At 47.8% G+C, this 21,575-nt stretch carries 17 protein-coding genes; 2 read left to right on the top strand and 15 right to left on the bottom strand.

Annotated elements, in window-relative coordinates:
- Positions 1-173 precede the first annotated feature (173 nt).
- Positions 174-1,421 (bottom strand): hypothetical protein, encoded by a 1,248-nt coding sequence (locus tag DXA36_RS28105; protein ID WP_118682582.1) that lies wholly within the window; start codon positions 1,419-1,421, stop codon positions 174-176.
- 197 nt (positions 1,422-1,618) lie between these two features.
- On the opposite strand from DXA36_RS28105, the gene DXA36_RS28100 reads away from it, so the two are divergent.
- Positions 1,619-2,365 (top strand): helix-turn-helix transcriptional regulator, encoded by a 747-nt coding sequence (locus DXA36_RS28100; RefSeq protein ID WP_118682581.1) that lies wholly within the window; start codon positions 1,619-1,621, stop codon positions 2,363-2,365.
- Between the two features lie 70 nt (positions 2,366-2,435).
- Here the strand turns inward: DXA36_RS28100 and DXA36_RS28095 are convergent, their stop codons facing one another.
- From DXA36_RS28095 to DXA36_RS28035, 13 genes are all read right to left on the bottom strand, one after another.
- Positions 2,436-2,804: a YkvA family protein gene (locus tag DXA36_RS28095; RefSeq protein ID WP_118682580.1), complete on the bottom strand. Its 369-nt coding sequence runs from the start codon at positions 2,802-2,804 to the stop codon at positions 2,436-2,438.
- Positions 2,805-2,931: 127 nt separating this feature from the next.
- Positions 2,932-3,279 carry a type II toxin-antitoxin system PemK/MazF family toxin gene (locus tag DXA36_RS28090; RefSeq protein ID WP_118682579.1) on the bottom strand — a complete coding sequence of 116 codons (348 nt, stop codon included), beginning with the start codon at positions 3,277-3,279 and terminating at the stop codon, positions 2,932-2,934.
- A gap of 98 nt (positions 3,280-3,377) precedes the next feature.
- Positions 3,378-4,151, bottom strand: a complete 774-nt coding sequence (locus DXA36_RS28085; protein WP_182479293.1) for a response regulator transcription factor — start codon at positions 4,149-4,151, stop codon at positions 3,378-3,380.
- The gene (locus DXA36_RS28080) at positions 4,132-5,820 is read right to left on the bottom strand and encodes a sensor histidine kinase (protein ID WP_118682577.1); all 1,689 of its coding nucleotides are present in this window, start codon (positions 5,818-5,820) and stop codon (positions 4,132-4,134) included. Before DXA36_RS28080 ends, DXA36_RS28085 begins: the two co-directional genes overlap by 20 nt.
- Before the next feature lie 124 nt (positions 5,821-5,944).
- Complete coding sequence (locus DXA36_RS28075; RefSeq protein ID WP_118682576.1) at positions 5,945-7,594, bottom strand: extracellular solute-binding protein; 1,650 nt, start codon at positions 7,592-7,594, stop codon at positions 5,945-5,947.
- 107 nt (positions 7,595-7,701) lie between these two features.
- A complete protein-coding gene (locus tag DXA36_RS28070) occupies positions 7,702-8,571 on the bottom strand; it encodes a carbohydrate ABC transporter permease (RefSeq protein ID WP_118682575.1) in 870 nt (289 codons plus the stop codon).
- 18 nt (positions 8,572-8,589) lie between these two features.
- The gene (locus DXA36_RS28065) at positions 8,590-9,543 is read right to left on the bottom strand and encodes an ABC transporter permease (RefSeq protein WP_118682574.1); all 954 of its coding nucleotides are present in this window, start codon (positions 9,541-9,543) and stop codon (positions 8,590-8,592) included.
- A 242-nt stretch (positions 9,544-9,785) separates the two neighbouring features.
- The gene (locus tag DXA36_RS28060) at positions 9,786-11,462 is read right to left on the bottom strand and encodes an AAA family ATPase (RefSeq protein WP_118682573.1); all 1,677 of its coding nucleotides are present in this window, start codon (positions 11,460-11,462) and stop codon (positions 9,786-9,788) included.
- A 93-nt stretch (positions 11,463-11,555) separates the two neighbouring features.
- Complete coding sequence (locus DXA36_RS28055; RefSeq protein WP_182479292.1) at positions 11,556-13,757, bottom strand: helix-turn-helix transcriptional regulator; 2,202 nt, start codon at positions 13,755-13,757, stop codon at positions 11,556-11,558.
- 127 nt (positions 13,758-13,884) lie between these two features.
- Complete coding sequence (locus tag DXA36_RS28050; RefSeq protein ID WP_182479291.1) at positions 13,885-15,549, bottom strand: extracellular solute-binding protein; 1,665 nt, start codon at positions 15,547-15,549, stop codon at positions 13,885-13,887.
- A 64-nt stretch (positions 15,550-15,613) separates the two neighbouring features.
- The gene (locus DXA36_RS28045; protein ID WP_118682570.1) at positions 15,614-16,531 is read right to left on the bottom strand and encodes a carbohydrate ABC transporter permease; all 918 of its coding nucleotides are present in this window, start codon (positions 16,529-16,531) and stop codon (positions 15,614-15,616) included.
- A 59-nt stretch (positions 16,532-16,590) separates the two neighbouring features.
- Positions 16,591-17,505: an ABC transporter permease gene (locus tag DXA36_RS28040; RefSeq protein ID WP_243114761.1), complete on the bottom strand. Its 915-nt coding sequence runs from the start codon at positions 17,503-17,505 to the stop codon at positions 16,591-16,593.
- Positions 17,506-17,562: 57 nt separating this feature from the next.
- Positions 17,563-17,814: a hypothetical protein gene (locus DXA36_RS28035; RefSeq protein ID WP_118682568.1), complete on the bottom strand. Its 252-nt coding sequence runs from the start codon at positions 17,812-17,814 to the stop codon at positions 17,563-17,565.
- Positions 17,815-18,020: 206 nt separating this feature from the next.
- Between DXA36_RS28035 and DXA36_RS28030 the strand changes: the two genes are divergently transcribed.
- Positions 18,021-18,857 (top strand): AraC family transcriptional regulator, encoded by an 837-nt coding sequence (locus DXA36_RS28030; protein WP_118682567.1) that lies wholly within the window; start codon positions 18,021-18,023, stop codon positions 18,855-18,857.
- Between the two features lie 27 nt (positions 18,858-18,884).
- Here DXA36_RS28030 and DXA36_RS28025 read toward each other — a convergent pair whose 3' ends face one another.
- Positions 18,885-21,560, bottom strand: coding sequence for an alpha-L-rhamnosidase (locus DXA36_RS28025; RefSeq protein WP_118682566.1), 2,676 nt, complete (start codon positions 21,558-21,560; stop codon positions 18,885-18,887).
- Positions 21,561-21,575 lie beyond the last annotated feature (15 nt).

The raw sequence follows: 21,575 nt of genomic DNA, 5'->3' as shown, positions 1-21,575 counted from the left end.
AATGTGTCAGCCTCATCTGACACATTTGACGCCCCTGGGCTCATCGGAATGCCCGGTCTGATGGACCTGCGAAAATCCTTTTCCGTCCCGGGAGAGGGGCGCCGACAGCGGGCGGAGGGCCGTCTGGTACCTGCGAAGTTAGAATTAATACTATAAGCCCCCTGCCAATACCCTTACCCGAATTTTTCCACCGTATTCATAGCCAGTGCCGCCCACTTTTCCAGCCGCTCCGGTTCATAACGGACTGTGGAGATATCTTTCAGGATCAGTTCCAGGGACACCCCGTTTTTCTGCGCGGCCCTGCAGGTTCTCTCCAGATCACCCGAAACCACATCCGCATCCATGCTTTCCCCTGCCAGAAAAGCAGGGGAAGGCTTGGCTGACATCACGATATCCCCGGGCAGCCTTTCCGCGAACGCCTCCCGGTGGCTCCAGGGGCTGCAGGATATTTTTTTCACATGGGGGATCCTGCTGATAAGGGAAAGACGGTCATCCAGCCTGTCGCAGCAGCCATAATAAATCATGCCGTATTCTTCGGCCAGCCGGGATATATACGGCACCTCAAATTCCTCCGTCACCGCAGGAGATACGGATGTAAAAAGCTGGGCCAGCCCGAAATTCCATGCATTTTTCGTATCTGTCCCCTTTCCCGCTCCGAAATCCGGCAGCTGGCTGTCATTGTAGATAACGGAACAATGACACATATTGGCCGACGTATCCACCAGGCCCATTTCGTTTACCTGACGGATTCCCTCCAACGCGGAATGCGTCATCTTCTCCAGAATGCGGTGGATAAAATCCGGCCGGTCTATCAAATCATAATAAATGGCTTCCACTCCCATCAGCTCCGCCAGCTCATCCCATATCCCGAGACGGATAAAGACACCTCCGGCCTGCCGCACCGGAAGGATGCCGCCAAACACATATTCCGCGGCTTCCCGCCACTCCCGCGAACGGGCTTTATCATGGGTAATGACCATATCCCGTATTTTATCCAAATCCTCTTCCCCGGCCAGCTGATTCCGGAAGGCATGGGAAACCACGGCGTTGTCTTTATCCGTAACCGCGGTCGTTTCCATGACCTTCAGGCCGTATCCGCTGTTTTGTGCCGCAAACGGAATGGTGAGGAAGGGTTCCACCACCATATCCACAGGAAAATGGTTCCACTTATATATGGTGCTGCGCAGGGTAAACTCTATCTCCCGGAAAAAAGGATCCTGCGCCACACAGGCCAATTCCCCGCCTCTGTCCAATTCATTCCAGGGAAGCTGATCGATCAGCACCATAGGACGGGTATTGTCATGTCGGTTAAACGCCTTCCACAGTTCCATTTTTTTCCGCTGCACCGGCAGGGATGCGATTTCCATATAGGTATCTGCCAGTGTCCGCAGCACTTCTGCCTCTTCTTTTTTCAATTCCATTACACCTTGCCCTCCCTTCTCCTTCTGTGCTTATTATACTACGCCGTTTTCCCGTTTCTTCCTATGGCAGATAGCATGGAAAACTTCTCAAAAAGCAACTTTAGCAATTGCCAGGCCGGGCAGCAAAACCTATAATAAAATAAAAAGGCAACCGTTTCATCAAGACGGAACGGTTACACGGAAAGAGGCTTACAAATATGCTTTTACTATATGGCTATGAAACCGTCCCGCAGGACTGGCAGGTAAAAGAAAGCCGCCCGCCTTCTTATTCCAGGGTATATTATGTGCTGTCCGGAGAGGTTCTTTATACGGATGAACACCAGTCCCGTAGGCTCCGTGCCGGTTATCTGTATGTTTTCCCTTCCGCCCTTCCCTACCAAATGTCACAAAACCCGGAAAATCCGCTGTGCTGCCTGTTTCTCCACATCGATATTTTCCCCCATATCCTTCACGAACTCCTGGAAATTCCCATTAAAGAGGATACCTTCCCTGCCCATCTGCTCGCCGCCATGCGTTCCTGGTGTCAGGACAATCCGGCGCATAAAGCCTGCCCGGTCATGGAATCCCTCTCCGGCGCCCTGGAAGCCTTCCTGGACAGCCGCGGACTGCTGCCTTCCGTTCCCCGCAGGCTTGCCTGCACCCTTCAATATATAGCGGATCATGTACAGGAAAAGATCACCGTGGAAATGCTGAGCCGTCTCTGCGGATACCACCCCCAGTATTACATCCGCCTGTTTACCTCTTGTATGGGAATCCCTCCGCACCAGTATCTTATCCATTACCGCATGAAGCTGGGCCTTTCTTCTCTGTTATCCGGGCGAAGCGTTGCGGAAACGGCGGAGCATGTGGGATATCCGGAGGTACGCAATTTTATCCGTGCCTTCCATAAACACTATGGGTATTCTCCTCTTCAGCTGAAAAAGATGATCCATATTCTGCCCTGAATAAGAGACCTGTTCCTGTCATCCTATCCACGGTTTCTCATTTTTCCCGCTATGCTAAACCGGGTCCGGGTTACCGCCAGATCCCTTTAATGATTAGCCAGATTACCAGCAGCCATATAGCGACAACCGGAATGGCATAATACCATTTCTCAGGTTTCCCATCCTTCCACACATCGGCAGATTTCACACGATTCCGTTCCCATACCTCCCCGGGTATGAGTTTTATAGTCAGTGCTATCAGCGCCGGAAGCAGGATTACATCATCCAGATAACCCAAAACAGGTATGAAATCCGGTATCAGGTCAACCGGAGATAATGCATAGCCGACAGTAATGCCGGCTATTATCTTTGCCAAAACCGGCGTATCTTTATCTTTCAATGAAAAAAAGACCGTCGGAATATCCTGTTTCAATTTCTTTGCGCGTTCTTTCAGCTTCACAGCAAGTCCTCTCTTTCACCCATCTATTTCCGCATTTACCATACATCCATAGTCTAAATACAAACCTGGTAAAAGTCAAACTACATAAAAATAAAGCCGTCAAAGCCGCAGAGCTGACCTTTTTCTTCTACACACACATCCCAAAGCTCACCGCAAGAGCCTTGTCCACCTCATACAGAAAACGGTTATCCACTTTTCCTATGTATTCCTTAAGCCTTGTCCGATCAATGGTGCGTATCTGTTCCATCAGGATTATGGAATCCTTACGAAGGCCGTATTTTGATTCCCCAAGGGGTATATGTGTGGGCAGCGGATGTTTGCCGGTCTGGCTGGTAATCGCCGCTATGATTACGGTTGGGCTGTAGCGGTTCCCCGTATCATTCTGTATGACCAGAACCGGACGGATACCTCCCTGTTCCGAACCTACCACGGGACGCAGGTCTGCATAGTACAGATCGCCTTTATTAATATTCATTGTGTTTCCTCCTTACAAGACTGTTTCTTATAGGAGGAGTGTTGACCGGCTTTTTCCCCTTTATTCAATATAATTATACTTTCCGATAAAAATGGCGTTTACCGGGCTGCCGGACCATGATCCTCTTCCGGAACCTTCTTCACCGTCCTGCGGTATTCCACAGGCGTCACACCGAACTTTTCTTTAAACAGCCTGGAAAAATACTGGCTTTTCCGGTAGCCGATGAGTTCCATCACCTCATGGATTTTCAGTTCGGTCTGCTCCAGAAGTTCCGCCGCCTTCTGCATCCTGATATCCGTGATATAACCGGATACATTCCTGTCCGTTACCTCTTTAAATACTTTGGACAGATAAGCCGGATGGAGATGGACGGCTTCCCCCAGCACATCCAGGGAAAGCGGCTGATCGAAGTTTTCATATATGTAATTTTTCACATAGGATATCAGCGCGTTTTTATCACCCGCCAGGCAGATTTTGTCCTCCCCTTTTTTCTTCTCCTTCACAAAATTCTTCTGCAGGATGCGTTCCAGGGTTTCCTCCAGGTCGCCCTTCAGGACGGGTTTTACCAGATATTCCGACACCCCGTAACGCAGCGCCTGTTTGGCATATTCGAATTCACTGTAACCGGATATAATAATCACCTTTGTCGGGTATTTCTTCTCCTCAATGAATGCGGACAAATCAAGCCCTGATATGCGCGGCATTTTAATATCGGTTATCAGAAGCTCCGGCACAAATTCCTGAAGGATATCCCTGGCCATGGAACCGCCGTTTGCGGTGAAAACCTGATCAAATCCGTATTCCTTCCAATCCAACAGCTTTTGTATATATTCCGCCATATATAATTCATCATCAGCAATCAACAGCTTCATTATCCGCCCTCTTCGGTAAAATGGTAAAGGAAACCAGCAGGCCTCCCCAAATGCTCCTGCCGAACCGCAGTCCCGCAGAACCATCATAATAATTAATCAGCCTTTGGTTTACATTCCACAGCCCGACGCTTTCTTCCTCATCCCGGTTCTTTTTATTCAGGTTTTCCAGCAGATGTCCTATCTCCTTTTCGGACATCCCGTCCCCGTCATCTGAAATCTCAAATCGGACGGAGCCGTCCGGCAGCTTATAGATTTTAACAAACAGATACTTGGCATGTTCCCTTTCTTCTATAGCATGTTCGATGGCATTTTCGATGATGGGCTGCAGAATCAGGGGAATGATCGGTGTATCATACAGGGACTCGGAGACATTTATGTTATAGGTTATGCTTTTACGCATAGCCATAATGGACAAATAGGCTTTTGCATAGGAAACCTCTTCCCCGATGCTTGTAATTGCCTTCTTTTTGGTACAGTACCTGTAATAGCCGGCCAGATGGACTGCCATTTCCGTTACGGCCTCCGGTTTATCCGCCACTGTCACGATATAGGAAAGACTGTTATAGAGAAAATGGGGATGGATCTGAAGCTGCAGCTGGCGCAGCTCCGCCTGGTTCCTGAGCTGCTGTTCTTTAATCGTGGATAACACCAAATCGCCGATCCGGGATACCATCTGATTGAATTGCTGGAAAACATAAGAGAATTCATTATCCGGCAGCTCCTCAATCTGGGAGGTGAAGTCGCCGTCCTCCACCTGCCTGAGCTTTTCCGTAATTATTTTGAGCTGCAGCAGGATATTTTTGTAGTATAATACCATAAAAACAAACCCGATAGCAAGAATTACCCCCAGAAGCCTTGCTGTTATCCCCATCATATCCATGATAGGTTTTCTCATTTCATTCAGGGGATAATAGGCGATGAGCTCCAGCCCGTTCCGTACGGCTCCTGATTTGATAATCTGGTACTTTTCGTTGGCAGCAGCCAGTTCAAAGGCTTCCTTATCCTGTTTTTCCGCCAGCCCTGTCAGCAGGGCCTGTTCCATACCGTCGGCGGAAAAAAGGCTTTGCCTGTCGGGAAACACAAGAAGAGTCCCTCCGGTTCCCATGCCTGATGCCATGTTTTTTATCTTATAGAGGTGATCACGCTCCATTTTGATGAAGAGATAGGGTTGTTCTTCCGCCGGTACCCAGTCTGCCGAATAGCGCCTTACGAAATATACCTCTTTTTCCCAGTAAAACCACTTGTTATCCTCCGCCCTGTCCAGCATATTCCGGCTTACATCCGATTTATTCAATGTGGAGATGAGGTAGTTTGGTTCCGGCCAGTACAATATGAATTCCGACATGCCCACATTGCTCCTCTGGCGTCTGTTCAGGTATTCTTTGATATTTTTTACGCCCATGACATAGTCATAGGGATCGTACTCCTCCATGACCATAAGCTGCAGCTCTTTAAAATCATTGCTGTTTAGGATGCCATCCGCTTCTATCTCTATTTCATTGATTTTCTGTTCCAGAAGGGCCCTGGCATATTCCATCTGGATCTGCGCCACGCGCATAAGGGATTCCCTGAGGCTGACGGCACTATACTGGTATAAAATCAAAAAGCTCGCAATTATCATAATGAGAAAAAAACCAAATATAATAAAAATTGACTTTATTTTTTTCATACCCCACCCTATTACCGGATCCTCCGTCCGCCTTCGTCTTATCCCAAAGAATTATACCAGGAATTCCTTATTTTTACTATAGATGCAGGGACTGTCAGCTTCTGACAGTCCCGCGTATAACCAACTATTTAACGGATTGATACCATTCATTCACTTCCTGGGTTATCTGGTCGCCGCCCTGGTTTTTCCATTCTTCCACAAATTTGTCGAAGGCGTCCACAGGCTCCTTCCCATAGATAATGTTGGTATAGATTTGTTTTTCCATGGTCTGCAGCTGTTCCCATTTTTTCTTCATGGTTGCCGTAGGCTCCCCGTTAAACAGGTTCGGGAACAGCTCGTCCTTATGTTCACCTGCCACCACATATCCTTCGGCCATATCCGGCGAAGCCTTAAAATCGGCCGCGGCCTTGATCTGGGCGCTGGTTTCCGGTGTCATTCCCGTACTGACATCCATATAGGGCTGCATGGTATCGATAGAAGGCGTATTTTTGAGAACGGTTGATTTTCCCGGCATAAACGGATCGGTTACCGGGGGATCAAACAATTGGGAATCATAAACAACGGTGTCCCCTACAATATCATAATCGTACCCCTCCAGATAGCCGTATTTGAAGTCTCCTGTCCCGAATGCCGCGTCATAAATCCAGTCATAATAGGTAAAGAAGGCCTCCATATTATTGAAATCCTTATTGAACATCAGCCAGCCGTCGTTGATCTGGGCCGACTGGTAAGATGGCTCCCCGTTATCCTGCAGAATATTGGGATATGCTTTGATCACCGCTTCCGGACAAACCGTTTCCACATCTCTGACCGAACCGATCGCCCATGGCCTTCCGATAAAAATTCCCGCTTTCCCTTCGGTAAACTGCATCATGGCATCCCATGCGCCGGTTGCTGCGGCTTCCTGGAACATCCATCCGTTTGCGTGCCACTGCGCCATCCGTTCCAGCGTCTTTTTGTTTCCTTCATGTATGGAGCCGTATACCAGCTGACCGTTTTCATCCTCCTGCCAGCTTCCCGGAAAATGCTTTCCCGCATTCGCGGAGAAAAGGATAACGGGATCCGCAACCCACCCGGTATTGTAGATACTGTCGCCTGCATAAGTAAAACCATAGGTATCCTTTTTCCCGTTCCCGTCCGGATCCTGCTCCGTAAATGCCCTGATAACCTCTTCGAATTCATCCATTGTGGCAGGCGCCTTCAGGCCCAGCTTATCCAGCCAGTCCTGCCGGATTATCATGACCTGGCCTTCTGTCAGAAAAGGGGTACAGGCAATGCCGTAGGTCTTTCCATCTTTGATGACCGGATAAAAGGTCTGGGGGTACTTATCATAGATTTCCTTCAGCCTGTCCGGCATGTACTTCTCGATATCCTCATCAATTGCTTTCACTTTCCCGGACTCAATCATATCGGCTATCATCTGTGTCCCGTAAACCGGGAAAACATCCGGAAGCTCTTCTGAACCGGTAAGCGCCAGGCGGAGCTTTGTATCATAATTGCCCGCATCTCCTCCAAGTAAAATAGTTTCCATCTTAATTCCCAGCTTTTCCGCCGCCAGATCCACCATGGAGTTTTTGTTGATGTCCTCCCCCTCCCCATATCTTCCTGTGTTTTCGTCCAGCTGCTTTGCGATGCGGATTGTCAGGACCGGATCGTACCTGCCTTCCGCATTTTTTGTGCTGACCGCCTCCGTCCCTGTGCTGTCCTTTCCGCATCCTGTAAGGACAGCCGCCGCCATCAGGGCCAGGGAAATCGCTTTTACCATTTTCTTCATTAATACCTTCCTCCTTCTGAAATTATTATCCTATGCTTTTCAGTCCGGGCAAGCCCGACCGCCGGCATAAGCCTTCTTACCAAACTATTTTCTATGTTTCCTGTCCTTTATTCCTTAACCGCCCCCATAACAATACCCTTTACAAAATATTTCTGCAGGAACGGATACACCATCAATATGGGAAGCGCCCCTATAAATACCTGCGCCGCCTTGATGGTTCGTTCCGACATGGCTGCCGCCGACGTGGGATCCAGCGCCAAATCCTGCTGGTTTCCCTGTACAACGATAACCTGCAGAAAGGAAGCGAGAGGATAATTTTTGGTATCCGACATATAAAGAATCCCGGTAAACCATTCATTCCAGTTTCCCACCATAATAAAAAGTGCCACCGTGGCAAGCCCTGCCTTGGACAGGGGAAGATAAATCTTCCTCAATACCGTAAAGAAGCCCGCTCCGTCAATCAATGCCGCTTCCTCCAGGGATTTGGGGATGGAACGGAAAAAATTCATAATCAGTATCAGATTATAACAGCTGAATGCGCCCGGCAGCACATAGATAAGGAAATTATTTTTCAGCCCCAGGGTGGAATTGACCAGATAGGAGGGGATCAAACCTCCGCTGAAGAGCATGGTAAATACAAAAAACCACATAAGAGGCGTTCTCCCTTTGAAATCCTTGGAAAGTGCATAGCCGGCCGTAGTGATTACACACATGCTGAGAGCCGTACCGATGCCTGTCCTGAGAAAGGAGATCAGGAGGGAACGGATAAAATTGTTATTCTGAAAGGTTTTCTCATAGGCAAGCAAGGTAAAATCTACCGGCCAGAAGGTAACGGCACCGCTGTTTGCCGCACTTTTTCCGCTGAGCGACAAGGCGAACAGATTCACAAGCGGCAGTAAGCACAGCAGGGCTACGGAAACCAAAAAAACCGTATTTACGAGCAGAAATATCTTTCTGCTGACAGATGTCCGACGCATATTCCTCTCCCTCCCTTTCTAAAAAATCCGGTAGCCCGCAAACCGGTAGGCTATCTTGTAGGCGGCCACGGTAAGGACCAGCCCGATCCCGGATTTAAACAGCCCTACCGCTGTACCGAAGCTGTACTGTCCGTTCACAAGCGATTGCCTGTATACATAAGTGTCGATAATATCGCCCGTGCTGTAGGTAAGGGGGGAATACAGATTGAATATCTGGTCGAAGCCCGCATTCAGTACATTTCCAAGGCTGAGCGTCGCCATGACAATTACCATGGGCATAATACCCGGCAGCGTGATATAAAGCGTCTGCTGCCACTTATTTGCGCCGTCCATTTCCGCGGCTTCATACAGGTTCTGGTCAATATTGGAAATCGCTGCCAGATATACTATCATCCCGAAGCCAAACCCTTTCCAGAGATCCGACAGTACGGCAATCTGGCGGAACAGCCCCGCTTCTCCCAGAAAAAAAACCGGTTTCATACCGATTTTCTGCAGAAAAGCATTGACAATACCGTCAAGTCCCAGAATGTCCCGCAACATGCCCGCTACGGTAACCCAGGAAAGGAAATGGGGCAGGTAAACCAGTGTCTGGATGCTTTTTTTCAATCCCAGCTGCTTTACCTCATTTAACAGCAAAGCCATAATAACCGGTACAATCAGGCCCAATATAATCTTGCTCACAGCAATAATGAGCGTATTGATAATCGCCTGATAGGATTCCCGAAATTCAAAAATCTGCCGGAAATTATCCAGCCCTGCAAATTCCGAACCAAAGATCCCCAGCCAGGGCTTATAATTCTGAAAAGCCATGATAAGCCCTGCCATGGGGATGTAGCAAAAGATTACGGCAAGTATGACCGCCGGCAGCACAAGCATGTACAGAGGCCAGCTACGGCTGAATTCTCGTTTCCAGCTTATCCCGGCGCCGCCCGCAACCCCCCGGGGTTTTTCCGTCTTGTTTATCCGCTTCAAATCCCTATCACCTCGTTTTCGTATTTATGGATTTATTATATATGATTGAATATCCACAAAAAACACCTCGATTTTAAGATCATGTACCCAATTTTAACCATTTTCCCGCCGGGATTCAGGAGAGAGCCGGGAATGAAAGGGGATGCATTCCGATCAAAAAAAGAAAATCCTTTTTATCGGATTTTCCCTTTACATGCCCTGACGGGCCGTTCATGTATGCTCTTCCCGGTACCGTTTCCTTTTTACTTAATAACTACTTTACACAGTTTCTTAAAAAAGGCAATTCCATATACATAGAACGTATGATATCCTTCCAACCTTAATTCCATATCATATTTTTTTTCCTCAATCTGTCTCAATGCCTTTTGTGCTGCCTTTTCCAGCTCTGCATATGTGTCTGCCACTTTTATTTCAATAATAATTGCAATACCGTCATAAGGCGCCGAAAGCAGCAGCAGATCGCTTCGTCCCAACCCGCTTTCCCGGTTAGACTTAACCGTGAAGTCTTTATTTGTTTTTAACAAACCTCCAAGGAACCCGTGGTAGTAAGCTTCTTTGTAATCATAGAAACTGATAGTTTCCATAAGGTTCTCAGAAATCTGTCTTTCCAAAGAATCCGTATTTTTTTCCAATAATGCCTTAAACAGATCTGTAAAATTCTTTTTTTCGTTTCTCTGATCAAACCATGTCAGAATAGTATTTTGATAAATACTGGTCACTTCTTCGTTTGGTATCGCCAGTGTCACATATATGGTGCGATTTTCAAACCGCTCACTCACTTTCTTCAGATACCCCGTGAAAAACAAGAAATTCCACAGATTATCTCTGGTCTTATGAACCTCATCATAAGTGATTTCTTCGTGTACCGGTTTTTCTGTGGTACCGCCTGCTATCAGTGTTTCTATCTCCTGTTTTACACTGCTGTCCGCCTGTTCAATCAGCTCACGGACAATTGTATTGGAGGAAGTGTTGGCCCAATATGGCTTGGGGAAAGCCCCGTTTTCTGCTGCTTTTGTATAATTGAGCAGACTCCAGGGATTATAGACCTCCGTGTTTCCAAAAAGATATCCGTCATACCACCGTTTGACTTCCTCCCGTTTTTCTGTAATTCCGTAATCACTAAGCAAGCTTTCCACCTCCGGCTGTGTAAAGCCGAAGTGTTCCGCATAGGTCTGGTCAAGTATGCTTATCATATCCAGATTGTTCAGACCGGTGAAGATACTCTCTTTTGAAATTCGCAGACAGCCTGTCACCACCGCAAACTCCAGATTTGGGTTCGTCTTCATTGCCGACTCAAACAGAGAACGGATAAAGTCTGTCATCTGCTCATAAAATCCCCTGAAATGTGCATTCTCCAATGGTACATCATATTCATCTATGAGAATAATAACCGGTTTTCCCGATGTTTCTTTCAAGATTCGGGACAGGAATGTGAGTGCATCCAAATACTGCCCTTCTTCTCCTGTTTCATTGATGATAGACAGATATCTGGCCCGATCGCCTTCATCCATAATGCTGTCTATAACAAAACGATGTCTGCGGAACTCGTCAGCAATCTGACGTTTTATCATAACAAAGGCTTTATCAAAATCCGGCTGTTTTGCCGACTTTAAAGAAAGACTTATAACCGGATACTGTCCCATATGCGCAGTATAAGTCTTTCCTGCTTCCATAATTTTTAAGTTTTCAAAGAGATATCTGTTATCAATCCGGCAGCCGTTCTGGTCACAGGTTCTTTCAAAAAAGTATTTTAACATGCTTAAACCAAGCGTTTTCCCAAACCGGCGCGGTCTCATAAATAAGCTCACTTCACTTCTGTTGTCGATCAGTTCTTTGATAAAAAGTGACTTATCTACATAATAGTATCCATTTTCCCTGATTTTTTTAAAATCATCGACACCAATCGGCAACGGTCTCATGCTACACCTCATTTTCTTACCCTTCTGTATCACGCTAACTATAGTAAGATTATACCCTTTTTATTTCATTTAAGCAATGAACAGCAGTTTCTGTCATGTATGCTCTTCCCGGTACTGCCCCGGCGTTTTGCCCGTATATTTCTTAAATCTCCTGGTAAACACATGATCGTCCTCATACCCCACCGACCTGCTGATTTCCCGTATCAGCATATCGGTGGATACCAGAAGCTCCCTTGCCCGCTCCATGCGCAGGTTCGCCAGATAGTCCGACGGACGGATCCCCATTTTATTCTTGAACTCCACCGCCAGGGTAACCGAACTGATATGCAGGTAGTCCGCCAGCGAACTCATGGTCAGCTCCGATTTGGAGAAATTCTCCTTCATATACAGAACCGCTTCCTCCACCACCCGGGAACGGTCCACGTTTTCTTCCGGTTTTGTTTCAATGATGAGACTGCAGGCTTCACACAGCAGATCATTAAAGTCCTGGATCGTGAGGCACTGGGACAGGGTAAATACGTTATAGATGCTTTCCAGGCCCGTATTTTCCGCCTTCCATTCGGATATCAGCACATGGATGATATCATTGTACAGAAGCCGGAACATGGGAAGGGAAGGGCTTTTTTGGGTCATCCGCATACAGATATCCTCCACCGCCTGCTCCACAGCCGCCTTATCCCGGCTCCGCAGGGCCTGCCGCAGCTTCTGCAGATACGAATCCGGCAGCACGTTTCCCACATCCCCAAGGGATACCTCCTCAAACCGGAGGATTTTATTGTTGTCCTGCAGAAACCGGTTGTCAAAGGCGGTATCCGCTTCCAGATACGCAGCGGAACCTTCCGTAAGGTCACTGTGGTAACCGCTCACCGACATAACAAATTCCTCATAGCAGTCCTTGCCGATGGAAAAAAGCATGTCCAGTGTCTCTTCTATCCGTTCTCTGGCTTCGGAAAAAAGAACGAACAGGCTCTGGCTGCTGCTGACCAGATGGATGCCATAGCCGTCCAGCTGCGTTTCTTTGGCGATCACCTCCAGCATTTCCGTATGCGCCCTGTTTTCATTGCTGTCGCTGCGTTCTCCCAATAAAACCGCCACATACATGCCGTTCCCGATTTCCAGGGAAGCCGTTTTCGACGCCTGAAGCACCTCTTCCGGATCTTTGAAGTCATTGCGGACAAAATTCCGGATAAAACGTGTTTTTTTCAGCTGGAGATTTTCCTTTTCCTTCAGTTCATTGGCCTCCACCAGCAGTTGGATCCCGCTTTCGATACTGTTCAGGTTATAATTGGTTTCTTCCTGGGAATCCAGCAGCTGGTTCATTTTCCGCACCTTGGCCGCCATCCTTCTGGAAAGCACCATAATAAACAGGGCCGTGGGAATGGCGCAGACGATAAGCAGGCCGATAATTCCCCACTGTCCGGTTACAATTTTGTTATAAAAAATATCCATGGACTGCAGGGAGCAGTAGGTCAGCCCGCTCGTTCCCTGCAAAACGCTCAGCAGATACTTTTCCCCGTCCAGCCTGACCTGCCTCTGCGCCTGTGTCCCCTTTACCAGCTCCAGCAGCGCGGCAGGATCCGTTTCCCGGCTTTCTCTGGAAACGATGACCTGATCTTTGTACAGTATAAAATCCGAGCGCATATCCTCCGCATCGTTCCTCAGAAGGGAATCATAGTAGGAATCGGGTACAAAAAACAAAAGAGTTTCCTGAAATCCGGGAGGGATCGCCTGCATATACAGCACCACCCTGGAAACACCGATATAACTCTGCACCCAAAGGCCGGTAACAGACTGCTCCGGAAACACGCGCAGTTCTTTTGCAGGGGCATACAGCTCCTCCAATACCGTCTGTGCGTCCATACTCTCCAACACACAGCCCTGTCTGGCAAAATAATCGGAAGAGACGGAGGTCGTGCTGCTGTAGAGGTAGTCATCCTCATGATACTGATAAAGCAGAAGCTGGAAAAACTGGCTTACCGTAGTATATTGAAACAGATGCTTCTCCAGCTGGGTCGCCGCCAGAGGTTTTTCCGAAAGCTTGAATTTCGTCACCTCGCCCGCCAGGCCCATCTGGTAAACAATATCGTTTACAATCTGCATGTCATTTTCATGTCTGCTCATTTCCGACCTGAGATGCTCTTCGTTGGAAATGAGAAAGTCGGAATAGATCGTCCTGTAATAAAACCGGTACAAATAGCTTCCAAGCACGGTAATTATCAGTATCACCGTGATGCTGAATGCAGCAATATAGTAAAAAACATTCTGTGATTTTAATTCCTTCCAGATTTTTTTCACCTGTAAGCCCCCCGCTTTCCCCTTCAATGATAACACACAAACGGCTCTGCCGCCAACCGGCAGCAGAGCAATCTGTATTTTTTTACGGCTGATCCGCAAGCATTCAGACAGATGTGAACGGTTACGTTTATTCCAGCCCCATGGTATCCACCGCATCCTGGTACATCTGCACATAATCTGCGATCCCCATTCCGTCAAACATGGAAACAAAGGAATTCCAGCTGTCATCCGTCACGCCGGCGGTAACGAAGGCCGCAATATTTTCCACAACCGCATTGTTGATATCCGTTTCTTTCAGCGTGCTGTCCTGAAGCTGTTCCGAGGTCAGCGGCGCCATATCCAGATAATCATTGGAATATTTCTGAATAATGCCGGCTGCATCATACGTTTCACAGTATTCGGTCTTTTCGGTCCGCTGTTCCGGCATATTGAAGGTTTCGCTGAGATATTTGCCGGGTGCGAAGAACAAGGTATTACAGTCTATGTAATTTTTCACTTCCGCACTTCCATCATTGGTAACGGTGATTTTATTGTTTTCATCATATATCCAGCCAAGGCCCTCTCCGGCATCCTGCTCCCCGTAATAGAGGGAAAACATCATATCGGTTTCCAGCAGGGCATCCAGCCAGCGCATGGTGGCGGGTACATTTTGGTTGGAGCTGGTAACAAAGGCGCCGGGCCTGCAAAGCTCAAGATAGCGGTAAAGGCTGGCACTGCTGTCGGGCATCCAGAGTACGGAGTTGGATGCAACGCCTTCATCATAAGCCATCGCCACAAGTCTCCATGCGGTGAAGAAGCCGACATTGCCTTCTTTCAGCTTTGTTTCCACAGTATTGAAATCCTGGGAAACGATTTCCGGATCCACAAGCCCTTCCTCGTAAAGCATGTGCAGCCATTCCATACAATCGCGGAAGCCGTCCTGGGTGGCTATGAACTGCACCTTCTTGTCGTCGTCGATATAGATCCACTTGTCAGGATCGCAGGGAAGCCCGAACAGAGGGAGCATGTAGCGGATGCCGTTAAAGCCGATATCCAGTCCCATTTCCAGGGGAATCTCATCCGCTTCCCCGTTGCCGTTAGGATCGCCTGTTTTGAATGCACGCAGGACCTCCGTCAGCTCCTCCACATTGGCGGGTGTTTCCAGATTCAGGGCATCCAGCCATTCCTGATTGATGAAATAATGCTGGTTTGTGTTAATATTCTGTCCCACCAGATAGCCGACGGAATAAATCTTTCCATCGGAAGCCACAAGGCTGGTAGTGGGATCATTGTCTTCCGCATCCCGTCTTTCCACGAAATTGGGCATATACTGGTCAATCAAATCGTCCAGCGGGATCACGATCCCCTGAGTCACACCATATTCTTCATCATCCAGCTGGCCTTCTCCGTTGGTCGCCAGAATGACATCCGGATATTCACCGGAAGCAAATGCCAGATTCAGCTTTGTTTTCCAGTCGGAGCCTTTGATTACCTCCCATTCCGCATGGATACCGGTCTCCTCCTCCAGACGCTTCACGCCGGGCATCTCGTCAAAATCCGTAAGGGAATCGGAATCCCGGATCGCTATCATCACCTTTAACGTAATGGGTTCCTTCACGATAGGATAACCGGTTTCATTAAAATTGCCGTCCGCCTGCGCCGCCGCGGTATCCCCCGCCGCTCCGCTTTCCGCTGCCGTTTCACCGGAAGCCGTCCCCGTTGCCGATGTCGTTTTGGAAGAGCTTCCGCAGCCTGCCAGGGCCGATACCGCCAGCGCCGCTGCCATCATAAGTGCCAGTGCTTTCTTCTTCATAAAGAAAAACCTCCTTTTTCTATTACAACACATTTTGTGCTGATACCTTTACCTGTGCCGGGCGTCATCCTTTTAAGGAACCAATCATGACACCCTTTTCAAAATATTTCTGCATCAGGGCGTATAATAATACCACAGGCCCCGTCGCCACCACAATAATACAATATTTGGATACATTGGCAATACGCATCGCTTCCTGCATAGATGCCGAGCTGTCCGCCATAGACATCATGTAGTCGCCGGATTTGTCCACCTGCAGGGTTGCCAGGATTTCCCGCAGCACCGTCTGGAGAGGGAGCAGGTTCCTGTCACGCAGATACACAAGCCCGTTAAAATAATCATTCCATTTCGCCACGCCGTAGTAAACAGCCAGAACCGCAATTATGGTCTTGCTCAGAGGCAGAACCACTTTGGAAAAATACTGGAAATGGGTGGCTCCGTCCAGCATGGCGGCTTCATAAAGTTCTCCCGGAATGTTGGTCTGTATGTAGGTCCGGGCAACCATCAGGTTCCAGACACTCACGCAGCCCATCAGGATAATAATCGCTCTTGTATTATATAAACCGATATTCTTCATCACCAGGAAGGTGGGGATCAGCCCGCCGTTAAAAAACATGGTGAATACGAAGAAAAAATTAAGGAACCCCTTGCCTGCAAATTTGGGCCTGGACAGCGCATAAGCTGCCGACAGCGTCACCAGGATACTGATCACCACACTGACAAAGGTGTAAAACAGGGAGTTCCCATAAGACGACCACAGCTCCTTGTATTTAAAAACCGCTTCATAGCCCATCAGGGAAAAATCCACCGGATGCAGCAGGACTTCTCCTTTTACAATAGCATCCGGATCCGATACGGATGCGATACACACCAGGTAAAGCGGATATAATATAATCAGCATAACCACAACCCAGAATAAAGAATTAAAGATATGGAACATGCGGTTGCTGAAGCCCATCTGCTTTCTTGCCTTTTTTCTCATATTATAAACCTCTCTGTCATTTTACTGAAACCTAACTGACCGGTACCTTCACCGCTGTTTTAAAACAATCCCACGTCCGTCATACGCTTCGACAGCCGGTTCACAGATACAATCAGGATAAAATTGATAATATTGATAAACAGGCCGATTGCTGCCGTATAAGAGAACTGCCCGCTCCCCAGGCCGACATTGTACACATATACGCCGATGATATCCGAGGTGGGAATATTTCCCGGCGTCTGCATGACCAGCGCTTTATTTGTATCGGAGGCAAGCATCTTGCCGCAGTCCAGGATAAACACCATCATTGCTGTGGGAATCAGGCTTGGGATATCTATGTACCGTATTTTCTGCCAGATGCTGGCCCCGTCAATTTCCGCCGCTTCATATAAAGATAAATCAATGCCGGTCAATGTGGCGATATAAAGGATTGTCCCGTAGCCGGCCGCCTGCCAGATTCCTGATATGATATAAATGGAACGGAAGGCAGAGGCATCCGACATGAAATCAACAGCCTTCAGGCCGAGGGCCGTTCTGGCAAAATTCAGGATACCGCTTGTCGGGGAGAGGAAAATGTAAAGCATACCTGCAAGCACGACGGTAGATATAAAGTAGGGAATATAAATGCTTGTCTGGATAAACCTCTTTTTCTTTGTTCCCCGGATCTGATTCAGCAGTATGGCCAGAATCAGCGGCACCGGAAAACTCCACAACAGATAATACACATTCAACAGTAAGGTGTTTGACAACAGCCTCTTAAAATAGTAAGCGTTGAAGAAATTCTTAAAATGCTTCAACCCCACCCATGCGCTGCCTGCAATCCCGTCCACCGCCTTATAGTCTTTAAAGGCTATCTGGATTCCGTACAGCGGCAGATAATTGAAAACCACAAAATAAATGACTGCCGGAAGCACCAACAGATACAGCTGCCAGTTATTCTTCCAAACGGCTTTAAAACCCAGTCTCTTTTTCATGGTCTTCGGTTTTTCCCATACTTTCACTAAAAACCGCTCCCTTCTTTTTTGTAACTTTCATGCATTTCGCATAGTAAAATCATACGTAATATTCAGCATATTTTCAACGTTATAAATTTTATCCCCTCCATTTTCACTCAAATTGACCATTTTTGCAGGTTTATAAGCTAGTTTATAAGCAGTATTTACAATCATTTGAAAGAAGGAAGTCCTCCGGCTTTGCACCCGTAAAATTTCGTACCCTCTAAAATTTATAACCTTTGGGGCGCAGCTGCCGATAGCCGTCTGCTGTTTCATCTCTTCCGGCAAACGGCCCCTTTGTTATTCCGCCGCCTAAAAAGCAGGGTTTCCGTTTTCTATAAAAAAACGGAAACCCTGCTTTGGATTCTAACCTTATTTTATTTTTTTCTCAGGTACCCGGAACGTCAAATCTGTAAATAAGAAAGGATCTCATTGACAGATTTTTGCCGCTATGATATTTTTCGTATAAGCAGCCGTTTACGAAAGGAGATGCTATGTATAAAAAACTTATTTTTGAACACGATGTATTGACTGCATACACACATCACCTCGCTGCCCCGGAACATGTCCATGTAAATTGTGAGTTTGTTTTGGTCACAAACGGCAAGGCGCGCAACACGGTGGACGGTGTATCGGAAACCATTGTCAACGGTGACGTCTTTTTCCTGAATCACCTTCCTCAGCACAGCATAACCAACATAAGTGACGATCATGAACATATTGATCTGTATATCACCTGCCAGCAGCTCAAACAGGTCTGTCTGAAGCTGTTTAACGAAGAATTATATGACTTCCTGATGAAGGATGCTTCCGAAAAAAAATGCAATATCACTTATGATGAATTCACTGTGATTGTTAAAAAAGTACGGAAACTGGAAGTGAATTACATCCTCGCCAAAGATGATGCCATGCGGGAAACCTACAAAAAATGTGTCCTCTCCGTTATCATTGAAATATTAGGCGTGCTGTTTGATAACCTGTATACCCGGCAGTTTAACTGTCCCCCCTGGCTTGAGTCCTTTTTACAGGAAATCCAGCGTCCTGAAATATTTTCCATGTCGGTGAATGAAATCATCAATTTATCGTTTTATTCGCATACTTTTTTCTGCCAGACATTCAAAAAATGTTTCCAGCGCAGCTTCAAGTCCTACATTGATGAATTACGTTTTAATCATGCCAAAAACCTGTTAGCCACCACCCATTTATCCATACTGGATATTTCGCTGTCCGTCGGCTACAACAGTTCTTCGCATTTCATCCACAAATTTAAGCAGTTATCCGGTATAACGCCCCTGCAGTTCAGGAATATCATACAGAACCGCAGGCCGTGAGGCACGCGGTATCTGTCCGGGGCAGGATTACTCTGTCTCTGCGGCCTTACCTGGATCCCAGAGCTTATAAGCCGTCTCATAGTCCCCTGCCCCCAGGTAACAGACCTGATCCCGCACACATGCAAAAATGGGATTCCCGGTATACGTGAATACCTCTTTCGGGGCCTTCGGCAGATACAGGACGGCCTCACATCCGAACGGGACCGAAAACGACAGTTTTATATGATTTCCTTCCCTGATCTCCCATGCCGATTTCCATAATCCGGAGGCCGAATTATACTCACATCTGACCTGTCCCACACGGGGATCGATAACCGGCGCAAGGATCCCTTTTTGGAATCCGACGGAGTCTTCCGCCTGTCGGATACCCGCCATATAAGCATACATCCATTCCACAACAGAACCATATGCATAGTGATTCAGGCTGTTCATCCCTGTGGACGAAATACTGCCGTCCGCCAAAACACTGTTCCACCGTTCCCATATGGTCGTAGCCCCAAGGATAACCTCATACAGCCACCCGGGATACTCTTCATTTACTAAAAGGTGATACGCCAGATCGCTCATCCCCGCTTTCGTAAGCTCCTCCAGAAGAATCGGCGTTCCCACAAAACCTGTCTGCAGCCGGTTTCCATTGGATTCAAACAGCTTTCGCAAAGCCAGGCCGATCCGTTCCCGATCCCGGCATAATCCATAACGTAAGGCCAGCAGATATCCCGTTTGGGTATTTACGCCGCTCTGCCCATTCCGGAAATCATATTCCTTCCAGATTTCTTCCAGGAGCTCGTCCGACAAAGCCTCATACGTTTCGGCCTCTTCCGTTTTACCGAGAATCCGTGCCGTTTTTGCTACCAGCTGCGCGCTTACCCTATAATATACGCCCGCAATCAATCCATCATCCGTGCCGCCTTTTACGCCATCCGTACCGCCGGCCCCGTCGAGTGCCAGCCAGTCCCCGTAATGTACCGCCCTGCGCCACCCGTCCTTTTTGCCGTCTGCGGTATTGTTCACCGCTGTTATATAATCAACCCATGCCTTCATACTGCTGTAATGCTTCTCCAATATGCCGGAATCTCCGTAAAAACGGTACATATTCCAGGGTATGATTGTTGTTGCGTCCCCCCAGACAGCGGAAGCAGCGTCCACATCAAATGCCGGCACCACATTCGGTACCATTCCCCCGCGGCTGTTTTGCTCCGTTTCCATGTCTGCTATATATTTGTAATAGAAGGAATAACAGTCTCTGATATAACATGCCGTCGCGGAAAACACCTGCGCATCTCCGGTCCATCCCATCCGTTCATCTCTTTGGGGACAGTCTGTGGGCACATCCACAAAATTATCCTTCTGTCCCCATTCCGTATTCGCTATCAGCCGGTTCAATAAAGGGTTTCCGGTAACCAGCTTTCCCGTTCTCGGCAGCTCGGAATAAACAGCAAGGCCGACAAAGTTATCTTTTACGGTATCCGGCATCGGCGTATAGATAACCTCCCCTTTTTCTCCTCTCATTACCGCATAGGCTTCCGCCGGCTCGTCACAAAGAAGCTTTTCCACTTTCACATAACGGTACCCGTAAAAAGTGAAATGAGGGATAATCGTCTGCTGCGTCCCATCGGAAACATAAAAGTACTCCGAGCGCGCCGACCGCAGATTGTCCCGGTAAAAATTCCCCTGCTGCAGGATTTCACCTGTCTGTACATGGATTACCGTCCCCTTTGGCTCTTTTACACGCAGTGAAAAAATTCCGGTTATATTCTGTCCCAGATCCAGTACGGTTTCGCCGGCCGGTGTATGGATCAGGTTTTCAACCGGAAATTCTGTCCTCACCTTTACCGGTGTGCTGAGCCTGGCCGCCGGCTTTCCTTTTGGCGCCTGTACATATACTGCGTTTCCGGCCTCTTGCGTTTCCCTTGTATCATCTCTCCATTCCCCGTCATAAATATTCGAGAAAACAATGTTGGATGTCCTTACTTTCCAGCTGTCATCCGTACCGATGACCTGTTCCGATCCATCCTCATATTCGATACGAAGTTCGGACAACAGTTGGAATCCATCGCCGTAATACCCTTTTTCCCTGTCACCTGAAAAACCAAATCTTCCTTTATACCAGCCCGTCCCCAGCATTACAGACAATGTCCCGCTCTGCCGGATCCTATCCGTCACATCAAAGGTCTGGTATTGAACCCAGCTGTTATAATTATTACAATAGGGCGTCAGCAGCTCTTCCCCGATTTTAACCCCGTCCCACATGGCCTCATACAGCCCAAGTCCTGTTATGTACAGACGTGCCCGGCTGACCCTTCCGGTAATTTCTATTTCCTTATAAAACACAGGGCTTGCCAGATCTTTCGCCGGGCAGCCGATCCACTTTCCTTCCCAGCTCTCATCTTTCTTTGCACTTTCAAACCAGTGTACGTCACTGACTGCCTCTTCCCCTGCATCCGTGCGGACATATACCTTCCAGTAATACCTTGTTCTCGGTTCCATTTCCATCTCTACCGGCGCCGCCAGAGGACTGCTATCCGGCTGATATCCGGTGTCCCGGATAAGAGCCGTCATAAGTTCATCCTTTGCTATCAGAATTCTTGCCGCCGTCATCTTTTTCCCTTTTGCCTGAACCACTTTCCAGGAAAATACCGGACTTTCAAAACCATATCCCAAAGGATTGTTATAATGATTCGTTTTACATTCTGTAATTTTCATATATGTAAGCTTTCC

Source organism: Eisenbergiella sp. OF01-20 (assembly GCF_003478085.1).
Classification (GTDB): domain Bacteria; phylum Bacillota; class Clostridia; order Lachnospirales; family Lachnospiraceae; genus Eisenbergiella.
This window is presented reverse-complemented; position numbering and strand designations above follow the sequence as displayed.

Excerpts from the sequence above, each read along its gene's own strand:
- DXA36_RS28100 (WP_118682581.1), top strand. The coding sequence starts at position 1,619 with ATGCTTTTACTATATGGCTATGAAACCGTCCCGCAGGACTGGCAGGTA.
- DXA36_RS28040 (WP_243114761.1), bottom strand. The coding sequence starts at position 17,505 with ATGAAAAAGAGACTGGGTTTTAAAGCCGTTTGGAAGAATAACTGGCAG.
- DXA36_RS28070 (WP_118682575.1), bottom strand. The coding sequence starts at position 8,571 with ATGCGTCGGACATCTGTCAGCAGAAAGATATTTCTGCTCGTAAATACG.
- DXA36_RS28075 (WP_118682576.1), bottom strand. The coding sequence starts at position 7,594 with ATGAAGAAAATGGTAAAAGCGATTTCCCTGGCCCTGATGGCGGCGGCT.
- DXA36_RS28085 (WP_182479293.1), bottom strand. The coding sequence starts at position 4,151 with ATGAAGCTGTTGATTGCTGATGATGAATTATATATGGCGGAATATATA.
- DXA36_RS28080 (WP_118682577.1), bottom strand. The coding sequence starts at position 5,820 with ATGAAAAAAATAAAGTCAATTTTTATTATATTTGGTTTTTTTCTCATT.
- DXA36_RS28105 (WP_118682582.1), bottom strand. The coding sequence starts at position 1,421 with ATGGAATTGAAAAAAGAAGAGGCAGAAGTGCTGCGGACACTGGCAGAT.
- DXA36_RS28050 (WP_182479291.1), bottom strand. The coding sequence starts at position 15,549 with ATGAAGAAGAAAGCACTGGCACTTATGATGGCAGCGGCGCTGGCGGTA.
- DXA36_RS28060 (WP_118682573.1), bottom strand. The coding sequence starts at position 11,462 with ATGAGACCGTTGCCGATTGGTGTCGATGATTTTAAAAAAATCAGGGAA.
- DXA36_RS28090 (WP_118682579.1), bottom strand. The coding sequence starts at position 3,279 with ATGAATATTAATAAAGGCGATCTGTACTATGCAGACCTGCGTCCCGTG.
- DXA36_RS28025 (WP_118682566.1), bottom strand. The coding sequence starts at position 21,560 with ATGAAAATTACAGAATGTAAAACGAATCATTATAACAATCCTTTGGGA.
- DXA36_RS28045 (WP_118682570.1), bottom strand. The coding sequence starts at position 16,531 with ATGAGAAAAAAGGCAAGAAAGCAGATGGGCTTCAGCAACCGCATGTTC.
- DXA36_RS28030 (WP_118682567.1), top strand. The coding sequence starts at position 18,021 with ATGTATAAAAAACTTATTTTTGAACACGATGTATTGACTGCATACACA.